The following is a 13526-nucleotide window of genomic DNA, read 5'->3' on the forward strand; positions in this document are numbered from 1 at the left end:
TCCCTCGCTCGGTGGCCGGCGGCTACGGGTCTAACGCCGAGCGGCGGGCGAGGTCACCCGTGGGCGGCGCGCAGCTGCTTGTAGAAGAGGGTGGTCGGGTGCAGCCGGCCCGCCGGGTCGGTGGCGTAGTCGGGGATCGTGCCGGCCTCCGTCCATCCCGCGGAGAGGTAGACATGCTCGGCACCGCTGCCGGTCTCGGTGTCCAGGACCATCAGGAGCACCCCGGTGCGGGCGGCCTCCGACTCGGCGTGCGCGAGGAGGGCGCGGGCCCGGCCGCGGCCCCGGGCGGCCGGGTGGACCATGAGTTTGCGCAGTTCGGCGCGGTGGCGGCCGTTGGGCTTGGACTCCCGGTACCAGCTGACGGTGCCGTCGACGGGCCCGTCGGCTCCGGCGCGGGAGATCCACAGGCGGAGGGATCCGTCCTCGACGGCGGGCAGCAGGGAGTCCCACCAGGCGGCGGCGGTGTGGTGGTCGAGGCCGTCGAGGAAGCCGAGCGAGGAGCCGTCGGCGACCACGGCGCGCAGGAGGGCGGCGAGTTCGTCGCGGTGGGTACGCAGTCCGGCGGCGGACAAGGGGGCGATCACGGCGGTCATGCGGGGAGCATAGGGATCGGCCGCGGAGCCGCCGTCGGCGGGGCGGGGCGGTCCGCCCGGGGCAGGCCGGTTCGGCACGGGCAGGGCGGTCCGTCCGGGGCAGGCCGGTTGCGGCGGGTGCCCGACCGGTCGGGGGATCCGGTCGGGCACCCGCCGCCCCGCGGCAGCGCTCAGGGCGCCGGGAGTTCCGCGAAGTCGGCGACCAGGCCGCGGTGGTGCCCCGCCGTGCCGAGGGCCAGGGAATCTGCCTTGGCGCGCTTGAGGTAGAGGTGGGCGGGGTGTTCCCAGGTCATGCCGATCCCGCCGTGCAACTGCACGCACTCCTCGGCGGCCCGGACGGCGACCCCCGAGCAGTGGGCCTGGGCGACGGCGACCGTGAGGGGGGCGTCGGGGGCACCGGAGGCGAGGGCGTCGGCCGCGGCCCGGGCCGCGGCCCGGGCGGAGGCCACGTCGAGCCAGAGCCGCGCCAGCCGGTGCTTGAGGGCCTGGAAGGAGCCGACGGGCCGGTTGAACTGGTAGCGGCCCTTGACGTGTCCGACGGTCTCGGTCAGGCACCACTCGGCGAGGCCGACCTGCTCGGACGCGAGCAGGCCCGCCGCGGAGAGCAGGGCTCCGGCGACGGCGGCCCGGGCCGTGGCGGCGTCGGCGATGAGCGTGCCCGGGGCGGCCTGCAGGCTGACGGTGGCGAGCGGGCGGGTCAGGTCCAGCGGAACCAGCGGGGTCACGGCGGCGTCCGCGGCGCGGACCGCGTACAGGCCGGTGTCGGCCAGGACGAGCAGGACGTCGGCGGCCACCGCGTCGGCCACGGCGCCGACCGTGCCGGTCAGCGTCCCGCCGCCGGAGTCCCGTACCGGGGCGGGCAGGGGGGCGCCGGGGGCGAGGGTCAGCGGCAGCGCCGGGGCGCACACCGTGCGTCCCGAGGCCAGTTCCGCCAGCAGCGGGGCGGCTTCGGCGGTGTCGCAGCCGAGCAGGACCTCCGTGGCGAGCACGGCGCTGGTCAGGTAGGGGACGGGGGCGACGGCCCGGCCCAGCTCCTCCAGCACCACGGCCGCCTCCCGGTGCCCGGCGCCCTGTCCGCCGAGCTTCTCGGGCACGAGGAGACCCGCCGTGCCGATCCCGACGGCGAGGGTGTGCCACAGGGCCGGGTCGTGCGGCCGGCCCGTCTCGGCACGGGCGAGCACCGCGGCGGCGTCGCAGCGGGCGACGAGGAGCGAGCGTACGGCGGCGCGCAGTTCCTCCTCGGCCTCGGAGTAGAGGAGGTCGGCCGGCGCCGTCGGCGCTGCGGGTGCCGTCATCGGGACAGGTCCTTCCATGCGAGGTCCTTGTCGTCGCGCGGTTCGGGGGGCAGGCCGAGGACGCGTTCGGCGACGATGTTGAGGAGGATTTCGCTCGTGCCGCCCTCGATGCTGTTGCCCTTGGCGCGCAGGTAGCGGTAGCCGGCGTCGCGGCCGGTGAAGTCGACCAGTTCGGGCCGGCGCATGGTCCAGTCCTCGTACAGGAGGCCTTCCTCGCCGAGGAGTTCGACCTCCAGTCCGCTGATCTCCTGGTTCAGGCGGGCGAAGGTCAGCTTCATGCCCGAGCCCTCGGGGCCGGGCTGGCCGGCGGCGAGCTGCTGGCGGAGCCGCTCCCCGGTGAGGCGGGCGACCTCGGCCTCGACCCACAGTTCCAGCAGCCGCTGGTGCAGGGCGTGGGTGCGCAGCCCGGGGCGCTCGCGCCAGGCCCTGGCGACGGGCGCGATCATGCCGCCCTCGCGGGGGATGCGCATGCCGCCGATGGAGACGCGTTCGTTCATCAGGGTGGTGCGGGCGACCGCCCAGCCCTCGCCCACGGCGCCGAGGCGGTGGGCGTCGGGGATGCGGACGCCGGTGAGGAAGACCTCGTTGAACTCGGCCTCGCCGGTGATCTGGCGCAGCGGCCGGACCTCGACGCCGGGGGCGTGCATGTCGCAGAGGAAGTAGGTGATGCCCTGGTGCTTGGGCCGTGCGGGGTCGGTGCGGGCGACGAGGATGCCCCAGCGGGCGTTGTGGGCGCTTGAGGTCCAGACCTTCTGGCCGTCGACGACCCACTCGCCGGAGCCTTCGTCGAGGACGGCGCGGGTGGCGAGGGCCGCGAGGTCGGATCCGGCGCCGGGTTCGCTGAAGAGCTGGCACCAGACCTCCTCGCCCAGCCACAGGGGGCGCAGGAAGCGCTGCTTCTGCTCCTCGGTGCCGTAGGCGAGGATCGTGGGCGCGGCCATGCCCAGGCCGATGCCGATCCGGCGGGGGTCGTTGTCGGGGGCGCCGGCCGCCTCCAGTTCGGCGTCGACGACGGCTTGGAGGGTACGGGGCGCGCCGAGTCCGCCGAGGCCCTCGGGGTAGTGCACCCAGGCGAGTCCGGCGTCGAAGCGGGCGCGGAGGAACGCGGTGCGGTCGGTGGCGGCGGGCGGGTGTGCGGCGAGCAGCTCCCGGGTGCGGGCGCGCAGCGCCTCGGGGGTGGTGGGGGTGGCGCCGGTGGTCATCGGGCGGCTCCGTCCGGGCCCGGCACGACCACCAGCCGTCCGGTGGTGGTCCCGTCGGCGAGGCGCTGCACGGCGTCGGCGGCGCCCGCGAGCGGGACGCGTTCGCTGACCAGTGGCGTGACGGCGCCCTCGGCGGCGAGCCGGGTGAGTTCGGTGTGGCAGGCGAGGACGGCGGCGGGGTCCTTGGCGGCGTACAGGCCCCAGTGCAGGCCGAGCACGGAGTAGTTCTTCACGAGGGCGTGGTTGAGGGCGGGGGCGGGGATGGTGCCGCTCGCGAAGCCGACGACGACGATGCGGCCCTCGAAGGCGACGCACTTGGCCGACGCGGTGTAGGCGTCGCCGCCGACGGGGTCGTAGACGACGTCGGCGCCGCGTCCGCCGGTGAACTCCTTGACGCGGGCCGCGATGTCCTCCGCCGTGCGGTCGATGACGAGGTCGCAGCCGAGTCGTTCGGCGGTGCGGGCCTTGTCCTTGCCGCCGACGACTCCGATGACGGTGGCCCCGGCGGCTCTGCCCAGCTGGACGGCGGCGCTGCCGACCCCGCCGGCGGCGGCGTGCACGAGGAGGGTCTCGCCGGCCCGGAGGCCGGCGCGGCGGTGCAGGCCGAACCAGCCGGTCTGGTAGCCGATGTGGAGGGCGGCCGCCTCGGCGTCGTCGAGGGTGTCCGGGGCGGGGAGCAGGGCGCGCGCCGGTGCGGTGACGTACTCGGCGAACCCGCCGTGCGGCAGGCTCGGGTTGGCGATGACGCGGCGGCCGTCCTCGGTCTCGCCGCAGATCTCGACGCCGGGGGTGAAGGGCAGCGGCGGTGTGATCTGGTACTGCCCCCGGACGAGCAGCGCGTCGGGGAAGTTGACGTTGGCGGCGAGCACCCTGAGTCTCACCTCGCCCTCGCCGGGCACCGGCTCGGGAACCTCTTCGAGGCGCATGGCCTCGCGGGGTTCGCCGGGGGTATGTACTCGCCATGCCTGCATCCGGGGCCTCCAGCCGCCGTCGAGGAATCACGCTCCGGGGCGCATACTAAGCGGTCGCTTGCCCTTCTGTGAACCGGGGGCGGGGGCGGATGCCGTCCGGGGCGGAACAACACGCGTCTTTTCCGGCCACGTTCGCCACACCATCAGGCACTATGTGACGTGCAGTGTCATGACTCAACGGGGAACTGCACCTGTCCAGGGGGGACCATCACATGAGGAAAAGCATGTCCGCGGCCGGGGCCGCCGTCGTTCTGGCGGGCCTGATCACCGCGGCCGGACCGGCCGCCGCGGCGACCGACGCGAAGTGCGCTCCGAAGATCCAGGTGCTCGGCTCGATCGGGGACGAGTCGTACACGCGCGACGTCGACCAGAGCCAGGGCGTCTTCGACTTCGGAGCAGACGGCCTCGCCGTCGGCGTCTCGGGCCACAAGCCCGTCTACTGGACCGGCACCACGGTGCACCGGGTGCCGCTGACCGACCCGAACGCGTCGGGCCGGGTGATCGCCGTCAACGCGCACGGCCTGATGGTGGGCGTCCTGCACGGTTTCGACACCCACACGCTGTTCACCTACCAGGTGGGCGCGCCGGCGATCACCCCGCTGCCGGACGGCTACGCCCACGACGTCGAGGCCGACGTCAATGACGCCGGGTACGTGGTGTCCCGCTCGGACAGCGGGCCCGGCGCCGTCTGGAAGGACGGCCTGAAGGTCCGCGAGCTGCCGGTCCCGGCCGACGCCGGACCGGGGACCCGGATCACGATGGTCACCGGCATCAACAACCACGGCGACATCCTGGGCATGGCCACGCAGGACTACGAGGTACCCGAGACCGGCGCGCACCTGGAGGGCACCCACCCGGTGCTGTGGCCGGGGGACGGCGGCGCCGCCCGGCTGCTGGACCCCACGATGAACGACAGCTATGTCCAGGACCTCGACGAGAGCGGCCGGATCGTCGGCTACGACTGGTCCGGGCCGTGGCACGAGTACCGCACGTGGGTGTGGGAGCCCCCGGTCGGCGGCCCCGGCACCTCCCCCGGGGGACTGAGCTCCCACCCGTACGCGACGTTCGAGGCGGTCAGCCCGACCACGAACGTCACCGTCGGCACGGCCAAGTTCCACCCGGACGAGATGGCCCTGCCGGACCAGGCGCTCCTGCGGGCCGGTTCCGGCCCGGTCAAGGCGCTGCCGAGGCTGGCGCCGGGCGGGGCGAGCATGGCGGACGCGGTGTCGGACGCCGACCGGGTCGGCGGAGCGGCCGTGAACGCGAAGGGCAGGCTCAAGCCGGTGATCTGGACCTGCGCGACCCGGCAGGCGTACAACCCCGGCAGCTAGGTCGTGGTTCGCGGGCCGTCCGGGGATGGTGATCTGAGCGCCCGCACGCTATCGATGGGCGCATGGAGAACCCTCTGCGCGGACTGCCCGCGCCGCCGCCGCTCGGTGCCGCCGCCCTGCCTCCCGGTACGTACGCCGGACAGGTGGTCCTCGTGACCGGCGGCGGCAGCGGGCTGGGCAAGGCCGTGGCCGCCGAGTTCGCCCGGCTCGGCGCCGATCTGCTGATCGCGGGCCGACGGCCCGAGCAGCTCCAGGCGGCGCGGGACGAGCTGGCGGGCGTGCCGGGCGCCGGCCGGGTGAGCGCCGCCGTCTGCGACATCCGGGACCCGGAGCGGGTCGCGGACGTGTTCGACGCGGCGCAGGCGGCGCTCGGACTGCCGGACGTCCTGATCAACAACGCGGCCGCCAACTTCCCCTCCCCGGCGGAGGACCTCTCCCCCAACGCGTGGCGGGCCGTGGTCGACATCACCCTGACCGGCACCTGGTTCATGACCCGCGAGTTCGGCCGCCGCCACCTCGCGGCGGGCACCCCCGGCTCGATCGTCAACGTCGGGGCCTCGTACGCCTGGACGGGCGGCCCGGGTTTCGCGCACAGTGCCGCCGCCAAGGCCGGGGTGAAGAACCTCGTGGAGACGCTCGCCGTGGAGTGGGGCCCGTACGGCATCCAGGTCAACGGGCTCGTCCCGGGCCTCTTCCCGCACGCCGACATGACGGCGGACATCCGGGGCGGCCTCGACCGCGCCGCACCCGGCGCCAAGGACGCCCGGCAGCCGGCCCTGCGGGTCGGGGTACCGCGGGAACTGGGCTGGGCGGCGACGTTCCTCGCCTCACCGTACGCCCGGTTCGTCACCGGCCACACCCTGGTCGTCGACGGCGCCAACTGGCAGCGTCGGACGGTGGTCAGCCCCGAGGTGGCCCCGGTACGGGAGCAGCTGGGGCGCGCCCCCTTCGACGACCGTCCGCAGACTCCCTGAGGGGTGTCTCCGCCACGTCTCCGCGACGTCTCCGCCACGTCTCCGCGACGTCCCGCCCTGACGCGGGGCGGCGGGTCAGCCGCCGCTGAAGCGGGGCGGGCGGCGCTCCGCCTTGGCGGCGTAACCCTCGCGGGCGTCGTCCGAGGCGAGCGTGAGAGCCGCGGTCATCGCCACCCGGTCGAGGGCCGCGGGGAGGGCAGCGTCGGCGTAGGCGTCGACCGCCCGCTTGATGCCCTGGACCGCGAGGGGGGCGTTGGCGGCGATCTCCGCCGCCAGGGCCTGCGACGCGACCTCCAAGTCTGCTTCCTCCACCACGAGTTGTACCAGGTTGAGCCGTTCGGCGGTCGCGGCGTCGATCCGGCGGCCGGTGAGGGCCAGGAACTTCGCCCAGCCCGCGCCCGCCTCGCGGGCGATGCGCAGGTCACCGCCCGCGTCCACCGCGACGCCCAGTTGGGCCTCGGGCAGGGCGAAGACGGCGTCCCGGGCCGCGACCCGGACGTCCGCCATCAGGGCCAGTTCGAAGCCGAAGCCCAGGCAGTAGCCCTGGACGGCGGCGACCACGGGCTGCGGCAGCCGTGTGAGGACCGTGAACCGCTCGTGGACCCAGCGGATGCCCTCGTAGTAGGCTCGGGTGCGCTCGGCGCCGGATCCGCCGCCGATGGCGCCGCCCGGAGCGGTCACGTCGATGCCGGCACAGAACGCCCGGCCCTCGGCCCTCAGCAGTACGGCGCGCACCGTGGGGTCGAAACGGATCCGGTCCGCGAGCAGACCCAGCTGACGGCTGGACTCCCAGCTCCAGCCGTTCAGCTTGTCGGGGCGGCAGAGGGTGAGGACGGCCACGCCCTCCGCGACTTCCAGGCGGATCCGCTCCTCACCCTCGGCGATCTCCGTGGAGATGGTGTCGATCACCTTGTCCGCACCCCCGGTCCGGCAACGCGCCTTCTTCTGACGAGTCGTCAGGTTAGGGTGGGGCGGTCAGCGGGGGAAGACCTCGAACGCGACCGCCGGGCGGCCCTCGTACCGCGCCGCCACCCGTTCGGCGTTGCCGGTGAGGAAGGTGCGGACGTACTCCTCCGGATCCTGGTCCGTCAGCGCGGCGATGTACGCCTTGTGCTCCAGCAGGGACCGCACGGAACGCTCCAGGCCCGGTCCGGCGTCGGCGGCGTGCGTGGGCGTGCTGGTGCCGGCGACGGCCACCCAGCGGACCCCGTCCCACGGCTCCAGGCCCTGCTCGGAGATCAGCTCCGGGAAGATCCAGCGATTGCCGGCGTCGGCGGCGGCGTCCAGGGTGGCCCGGCCGACGGCCTTGTGGTCGGGGGTGTTCCAGAAGCCGCCGCCCTGCTCCCCGCCCCACGTGTCACGGTGGTTCAGGGTGATGACCAGCTCGGGACGGTGCCGGCGGATGGCGGCGGCGATGTCCCGGCGCAGGGCGAGACCGTACTCGACGATGCCGTCGCGGTGGTCGAGGAACTCCACCGCCGACACCCCGACCACGGCGGCGCTCGCCCGCTGCTCGGCCTCGCGCAGCGGGGCGCACTCCGCGGGGGCGACGGAGTCGATGCCCGCCTCGCCGCGGGTGGCGAGGAGGTAGACCACCTCGCGGCCGCCGCCCGTCCAGTCCGCGATGGCCGCCGCGCACCCGTACTCCAGGTCGTCCGGGTGGGCCACGACGGCGAGTGCGCGCTGCCAGTCGGTGGGCATGGGCGCCAAGGGAGCCTGCAGATCACGTTGTTCGGTCATACGTTGCACCATAGGTGAATGGACCGACACGGGCTGGTAGTGGCCCTCCTGGATGCGACGGGAACCTTCTTCGAGCCCGCCGCGACCGCGTTCCCCGGCGCGGACGCGGCCGACTGGGCGCGCGCCGCGCTGCTGGATCCGGGCGCGGCGGGTCCCGGCGGGGCGTGGCGGCTGGACTTCCGGTGCTTCGCCGTGGCACGACCCGGCGGCCGGTGGGTGCTGGTGGACGCGGGGGTCGGGCCGGCGGACGGGCCCGCGGCCGGATGGGCTCCGGTGCCCGGTCGGCTGCCGGCCGCCCTCGCGGAGGCCGGCATCGCACCGGAGGACGTGGAGACGGTGGTGCTGACGCACCTGCACGAGGACCACGCGGGCTGGACCTCGGGGCCGGGCGGCGAACCGTTCTTCCGCGCCGCGCGCCACGTCGTCCAGCGGGCGGAGGTCGCCGCCCTCGACCGGGCCGACCCGGTGTGGGAATGGACGGTGGCGCCGCTGCGGGCCACCGGCCGGCTCCACGAGGTGGACGGCAGGCACCGGCTGGCGGCGGGCATCACCCTGCTGCCGACTCCGGGGCACACCCCCGGCCACCAGTCGGTGCTGGTCGAGCAGGGCCCGGCGGGCCGCGACGTGCTGGTCACCGGCGACGTGCTGGTGCACGCCGTGCAGCTGGGCAATCCGGCGGTCCCGTACTCCCACGAACGCGACCGGCCCGCCGCCCGCGCCTCCCGCGAGCACCTGCTGGCGCAGGCGGCGCAACGCGGCGCCCTCCTGGCCACGCCCCACCTGACCCACCCCTTCGTGGAACCCCCCGACACAACGCAGTCGGGGCGGCCCCGCTGAACGCGGATGCCGCCCCGGCCGGTTGACGTCGACGGGGGTCAGCCGACGGGCCGCGGGGTCACGTCGATACCGGTGGCGGTCGCACGGAACCAGACGGTCCGGCCGTCGGCACCGACGGCGGCCAGGTCGGCGAGACCGTCGCGGTCGAAGTCGCCCGCCGAGACCAGGGTGGGGTACGCGGTCCGCCCGAGGCCGGAGCCGATCTTCACGCTCTGCGCGGAGGCCCAGCTCGTGGGGTCGAACCCACCCGCGGCGTCCTCGGCGCCCCGTACGGCGAACAGGTCGCCCGTGGTGTCGTCCCGGACCCACAGGTCGGGGGTGCCGTCGCCGTCGGTGTCGCCCGGGACCAGGACGGACACGCCGTCCCAGCCGCCGTCGCCCACCAGGACGGGAGCGCCGTTCATGTCGAGGTAGCCGGAGCGGCTGCCCGTGTAGGCCCAGAGCTTCGCGCCCTGCTTGACCAGCAGGTCGGGCTCGCCGTCGCCGTTCAGGTCACCCGCGTCAGCGATGTCCTGGGCATCGGACCAGTGGTCGTTGCCCTGCACCGGGTCGCTCTCAAGGACGCTCAGGACCGCGGCGTCGTGCGGACGGACGCTGCCCAGCCCGTCGTTGGGGAGGACCCGGAGCTGCTTGGCCCCCAGTCCCGGGACGGTTTCGAGCACCAGCAGGTCGTTGTACCCGTCCTCGCCCCAGTCACCGCCGGCGGCGACGCGGCTGCCGGGGGCGAAGGACGCACCGCCGTCGGCCGGAGCGGCGAAGGTGCCGTCGGCCCGGCCGGCGGAGAAGCGGAGCCTGCCGTTGGGGTCGACGGTCCACAGGTCCCGCAGGCCGTCGCCGTTCAGGTCGCCTGCGCTGTCGCGGACCCCTCCGTTGCCGAGCGCCCAGAGGTGGTAGAGGGCCTGGTCCGAGCGCCGTCCGGCCTTGTCCAGGCTGTACGCGTAGATCGTGTGCGGTCCGGAGGCGGTGGGCGTGATGACGGCACTGGCGCCCGGCGCCACGGTGACCTGGCGCGGGTCCCAGTCGGACCAGTACACGATCTTCTCGATGTTGTCGGCACCACCGGTCCCGAAGGTGAACGTGCCCGGCGTCCGCGCCTTCCCGGTTCCGGCCGGGACCCCGTTCGTGGCGTCCGGGAACTCCGGAGAACCGATCACCGGCGGTACGGGGCGGCCGATGGTGGTCTCCAGCTTCACGGTCGCCGGTGCGAAGCGCTTCCAGGCCGAGACGTTGGACTCGTCGGAGGCGAACAGCCCGACGGTGACGGAGGTCCGTGACGCGGCCGCCGCCGCCTTCACCAGCGCGGTGGCGTCGAACTCGAGGTCGCCGGAGGCGCAGCCCTCATGGCCCTTGGCGTCCGTCACCGTGGCCAGCCGGGCTCCCTTGGCGGGCTGGCGCTTCCACGTGGTCTGCGCCGAGACGGCGTCGACGCTCCACAGCTCCACCGGGCGGCCCTCGCAGGACGCGGAGCCGGTATTGGCGATCTTGAAGGTCGCCCTGGAGACCGTGGCGCCCTTGAGCGCGGTGGTGTCCAGTTGGAGGAAGGCGCGGGACAGGCCCTGGGCGGCGCCCTCGTTGCCGACGCGGAGGTCGTCAAGGGCGTTCCAGTAGGCGCGGTTCGGGTTCTTCTTGGACACGCGCGTCCATGCCTGCGCGCCGACGGAGGTCTCCCCCGCCCCCGCGGCGCTGACGGCCGGTCCGGCGACGGCGGCCGTCGCCGGTCCCGCCGCCAGGCCCGTCACGGCCAGTCCGCCGGCCAGGGCCAGCGAGACCGCGCTCGACATTCTTCTCGACATGCACACTCCACACGTGGGTCGGTTCCCGGGGTACGAGGCCCCACCCTAACCGTGTGATCAACTTCCGGGAGAATGATTAACCGAGGTCCCCATCACGCCTCTGACCTGCATGGACTCTCGTCAGACGGCGTCGTCGTGGACGAGGGACAGGAGGCGGTCCAGGACGCGGGGGCCGCCTGCGCGGAGGCCGTCGTGCTCGAACTCGTCCGTCACCCAGGTGCGCAGGCCGCGGATGGCGCGGGCCGTGCGCAGGGAGTCCGCGGTGTCCACGTACATGTCGTCGTGGTAGATCGCCGCGGCCACCGGAACCTCGTTCGCCGCCAGCCGCTGCGGGTCGTAGAGGGGCTGCCAGCCCGTGCGGGCGGCCAGCAGGTCGGCGGTCTCGCGCAGCGGGGCGAGGGCCGGGTCGGTGGTGAAGTGCCAGGGGTGGACGGTCTCGCCGGTGAAGAGCAGCGGCTCGTCCCCGGCGAGGGCCTTGCGGGCGTCGAAGCGGGGGTGGTCCGACCGGACCCGTTCGGCGGCCCATGCCGTGGGCGCGGCCGGGTCCTGGGCGTAGATCGCCTCGTGGACCAGCGCGTAGAGGGGGTGTCCGGCGAAGGAGAGGTGGGCGCGGGCGCCTTCGAGGAAGGCGTCGGAGAGCGCCGGTCCGGCGGGGGTCGGGACGAAGGCGTCCTCCAGCAGGTAGTGCAGCTGGTGGCTGCCGTCGCCGCCGCCGAGGAGGATGCCGAGGGACTGGAAGGCCTCCACCGTCAGGACGTGGCCGCCGGGGAGTTCGGCCGGCCGCTCCGCGAGGTGCGCGGCGATCCGGCGGGCCCGTTCGACGTCCATCGGGTAACGGGCGTAGTGGCCGAGGTTCTTGCGCTCGATGCGGGGGTACGCCGCCCGGTACACCTCGTCCGCGGTGGCGGTCAGCGACGGGAGGCCGCCGGTGATCAGGGCCGCGGTCAGGCCCTCGGGGGCACTGGAGAGGTAGCGGACCGCGCAGAAGCCGCCGAAGCTCTGGCCGAGTACGGTCCAGGGCGCGCCGCCCGTCAGGCCGGGGCGGATCGCCTCGGCGTCGCGGACGATGGAGTCGGCGCGGAAGTGGGCGAGGTGATCGGCCTGCTCGGCCGGGGTGCCGCGCAGGGGCAGGGTCTGCCGGTTCAGCGGAGTGGACCGGCCGGTGCCGCGCTGGTCCAGCAGCAGGACCCGGTAGTCCTGGAGCGCCCGCTCCAGCCAGGCCTGGCGGCCGACGAAGCGGCGGGCGCCGAAGCCGGGGCCGCCCTCCAGGTACAGCAGCCAGGGCAGGGACTCCGGGTCCTTGCCGGTGGCGACCACCTCGCGGCCGTACAGCTCGATCCGCTCCCCGTCCGGGCAGGCGTGGTCCAGGGGGACGGAGAACCGGTGGTCGGTGAGGACCGTGCCGGGCTGGCGGTAGCTGTGGACGACGGTCACGGACGGCCCCCAGGGGTACGAGGTGCGGAATTCCGCGCCCCGGCCGGGTGGGGCACGGGTGGGCGCGGCGGTCCGCCCGAGTCTAGGTCCTGTCGTCAAAGTTGCACCTGGCCCGCGGCGCCCGGCACCGCACCTCGCCGCGTTGTCGGGGCGCCCAAGTACGTCCAGTACTCGGGCGCCCCTCCGCCTTGCGATGCACGGCACCGGACACCGCGGGCCCGACCGGCGCCACTTTGACGACAGGACCTAGGGCGCCCCGGCTGCCGGGACGGAAGGGCCTCCGGGCAGCGGGATCCGACGGGTCCGGCGGGATTCCTCCCGCCGGGTTTCGCGGGGCCTCCGGCGAGGGATCGTGACATCGCCCGATTGGTCTGGACCTGCTGGGGGAACGATGCGGAACACCACCGTCGCACCGGGGACCCCCTGCCCGGCGCCGCCGCGCCCCGGGGAGCCGCCCCTGCACCGCTTGGAGCTGGCCGGACCGGGCACCGTACCGTTCGCCGCCGGGTCCTTCGACGAGCTGGGGCCCCTGTCACGGTCCGACCGCCCGCACCGCCACACCTTCTACGAGATCGTCCACATCGCCGCCGGATCCGGCACCCACGTCGTCGATCTCGCCGGCCACCCCGTACGGCCGCGCCAGCTGGCCGTGGTACTACCCGGGCAGGTCCACTACTGGCGGGACCAGCACGGTCTCGACGGCACCCTCGCCCTGTTCACCGAGGACTTCCTGGTGGACCATCCCGCCGACCGGGCGCTCCTGCGGCGGATCGGGGAGACCTGCTGGTTCGACCTGGGCGAGGCCGAACACGAGCGCACCGCACGGTTGATGGCCGACCTGGCCGCCGAGTGCCGGCAGCGCGCCCCCGCCCACGAGAGCGTGCTCCGCGCCCTGCTGCACGTACTCGTCGTCCGCATGGCGCGGCTGCCGGCCCGCGGCCGCCCCGACGCACCCGGCGGACCGGCCCGGCTCCGCGGCCCCGCGGCAGCCCTCACTCCCCCGACGGTGGCGGAGGCGTTCGTCCGGCTGGCCGCCCGGCCCGTGGCCTGGTCGGTCCGCGAGTGCGCCGAGCGGCTCGGGGTGACGCCGGGCCACCTCACCCGGACCGTGCGCGCGGCCACCGGCCGCAGCCCGGGCCGGCTGTTGAACGAGGCCCGTGCGTACCAGGCCCAACGCCTGCTCGCGCACACCGAACTGCCGGTACGACAGGTCGCCGCCCGCGTCGGGTTCACCGACCCCGCGTACTTCTGCCGGTTCTTCCGGCGGGAGACGGGCACCAGCCCGGGCGAGTTCCGAAAGCACCACAGCAGCCGTCTTGCGTCCATCGAACCGGGCGGGGCGTCCGCCTAGGTTCG

The 13526-nt window shown here is 74.6% G+C and carries 12 protein-coding genes; 4 read left to right on the forward strand and 8 right to left on the reverse strand.

What is annotated here, in order from left to right; genetic code table 11:
* Window positions 1-53: 53 nt before the first annotated feature.
* From AC2RP6_RS04785 to AC2RP6_RS04800, 4 genes are all read right to left on the reverse strand, one after another.
* The gene (locus AC2RP6_RS04785; RefSeq protein WP_486444994.1) at window positions 54-593 is read right to left on the reverse strand and encodes a GNAT family N-acetyltransferase; all 540 of its coding nucleotides are present in this window, start codon (window positions 591-593) and stop codon (window positions 54-56) included.
* A 170-nt stretch (window positions 594-763) separates the two neighbouring features.
* Window positions 764-1888 carry an acyl-CoA dehydrogenase family protein gene (locus AC2RP6_RS04790; RefSeq protein WP_486444995.1) on the reverse strand — a complete coding sequence of 375 codons (1125 nt, stop codon included), beginning with the start codon at window positions 1886-1888 and terminating at the stop codon, window positions 764-766.
* Complete coding sequence (locus tag AC2RP6_RS04795) at window positions 1885-3090, reverse strand: acyl-CoA dehydrogenase family protein (protein WP_486444996.1); 1206 nt, start codon at window positions 3088-3090, stop codon at window positions 1885-1887. Before AC2RP6_RS04795 ends, AC2RP6_RS04790 begins: the two co-directional genes overlap by 4 nt.
* Window positions 3087-4061, reverse strand: a complete 975-nt coding sequence (locus tag AC2RP6_RS04800; RefSeq protein ID WP_486444997.1) for an NADPH:quinone oxidoreductase family protein — start codon at window positions 4059-4061, stop codon at window positions 3087-3089. Before AC2RP6_RS04800 ends, AC2RP6_RS04795 begins: the two co-directional genes overlap by 4 nt.
* Window positions 4062-4285: 224 nt before the next feature.
* Here AC2RP6_RS04800 and AC2RP6_RS04805 point away from each other — a divergent pair, with 224 nt between their 5' ends.
* Entirely contained in the window at window positions 4286-5392 is a 1107-nt protein-coding gene (locus tag AC2RP6_RS04805) for a hypothetical protein (protein WP_486444998.1), read from the forward strand.
* 62 nt (window positions 5393-5454) lie between these two features.
* Window positions 5455-6366, forward strand: a complete 912-nt coding sequence (locus tag AC2RP6_RS04810) for an SDR family oxidoreductase (RefSeq protein ID WP_486444999.1) — start codon at window positions 5455-5457, stop codon at window positions 6364-6366.
* A gap of 75 nt (window positions 6367-6441) precedes the next feature.
* Here AC2RP6_RS04810 and AC2RP6_RS04815 read toward each other — a convergent pair whose 3' ends face one another.
* Entirely contained in the window at window positions 6442-7275 is an 834-nt protein-coding gene (locus AC2RP6_RS04815; protein WP_486445000.1) for an enoyl-CoA hydratase/isomerase family protein, read from the reverse strand.
* A 66-nt stretch (window positions 7276-7341) separates the two neighbouring features.
* Window positions 7342-8106: a PIG-L deacetylase family protein gene (locus tag AC2RP6_RS04820; protein WP_486445001.1), complete on the reverse strand. Its 765-nt coding sequence runs from the start codon at window positions 8104-8106 to the stop codon at window positions 7342-7344.
* 18 nt (window positions 8107-8124) lie between these two features.
* On the opposite strand from AC2RP6_RS04820, the gene AC2RP6_RS04825 reads away from it, so the two are divergent.
* Window positions 8125-8943 carry an MBL fold metallo-hydrolase gene (locus AC2RP6_RS04825; RefSeq protein ID WP_486445002.1) on the forward strand — a complete coding sequence of 273 codons (819 nt, stop codon included), beginning with the start codon at window positions 8125-8127 and terminating at the stop codon, window positions 8941-8943.
* 38 nt (window positions 8944-8981) lie between these two features.
* On the opposite strand, the gene AC2RP6_RS04830 is transcribed toward AC2RP6_RS04825, so the two are convergent.
* Both AC2RP6_RS04830 and AC2RP6_RS04835 read right to left on the reverse strand, forming a co-directional pair.
* Window positions 8982-10736 carry a DNRLRE domain-containing protein gene (locus tag AC2RP6_RS04830; RefSeq protein WP_486445003.1) on the reverse strand — a complete coding sequence of 585 codons (1755 nt, stop codon included), beginning with the start codon at window positions 10734-10736 and terminating at the stop codon, window positions 8982-8984.
* Between the two features lie 120 nt (window positions 10737-10856).
* Window positions 10857-12170: an alpha/beta fold hydrolase gene (locus AC2RP6_RS04835; protein WP_486445004.1), complete on the reverse strand. Its 1314-nt coding sequence runs from the start codon at window positions 12168-12170 to the stop codon at window positions 10857-10859.
* 391 nt (window positions 12171-12561) lie between these two features.
* On the opposite strand from AC2RP6_RS04835, the gene AC2RP6_RS04840 reads away from it, so the two are divergent.
* Entirely contained in the window at window positions 12562-13521 is a 960-nt protein-coding gene (locus AC2RP6_RS04840) for a helix-turn-helix transcriptional regulator (RefSeq protein ID WP_486445005.1), read from the forward strand.
* Window positions 13522-13526 lie beyond the last annotated feature (5 nt).

This window comes from Streptomyces sp. WAC03905 (assembly GCF_057371075.1).

Excerpts from the sequence above, each read along its gene's own strand:
- AC2RP6_RS04785 (WP_486444994.1), bottom strand. The coding sequence starts at position 593 with ATGACCGCCGTGATCGCCCCCTTGTCCGCCGCCGGACTGCGTACCCAC.
- AC2RP6_RS04790 (WP_486444995.1), bottom strand. The coding sequence starts at position 1,888 with ATGACGGCACCCGCAGCGCCGACGGCGCCGGCCGACCTCCTCTACTCC.
- AC2RP6_RS04795 (WP_486444996.1), bottom strand. The coding sequence starts at position 3,090 with ATGACCACCGGCGCCACCCCCACCACCCCCGAGGCGCTGCGCGCCCGC.
- AC2RP6_RS04800 (WP_486444997.1), bottom strand. The coding sequence starts at position 4,061 with ATGCAGGCATGGCGAGTACATACCCCCGGCGAACCCCGCGAGGCCATG.
- AC2RP6_RS04805 (WP_486444998.1), top strand. The coding sequence starts at position 4,286 with ATGTCCGCGGCCGGGGCCGCCGTCGTTCTGGCGGGCCTGATCACCGCG.
- AC2RP6_RS04810 (WP_486444999.1), top strand. The coding sequence starts at position 5,455 with ATGGAGAACCCTCTGCGCGGACTGCCCGCGCCGCCGCCGCTCGGTGCC.
- AC2RP6_RS04820 (WP_486445001.1), bottom strand. The coding sequence starts at position 8,106 with ATGACCGAACAACGTGATCTGCAGGCTCCCTTGGCGCCCATGCCCACC.
- AC2RP6_RS04825 (WP_486445002.1), top strand. The coding sequence starts at position 8,125 with ATGGACCGACACGGGCTGGTAGTGGCCCTCCTGGATGCGACGGGAACC.
- AC2RP6_RS04830 (WP_486445003.1), bottom strand. The coding sequence starts at position 10,736 with ATGTCGAGAAGAATGTCGAGCGCGGTCTCGCTGGCCCTGGCCGGCGGA.
- AC2RP6_RS04840 (WP_486445005.1), top strand. The coding sequence starts at position 12,562 with ATGCGGAACACCACCGTCGCACCGGGGACCCCCTGCCCGGCGCCGCCG.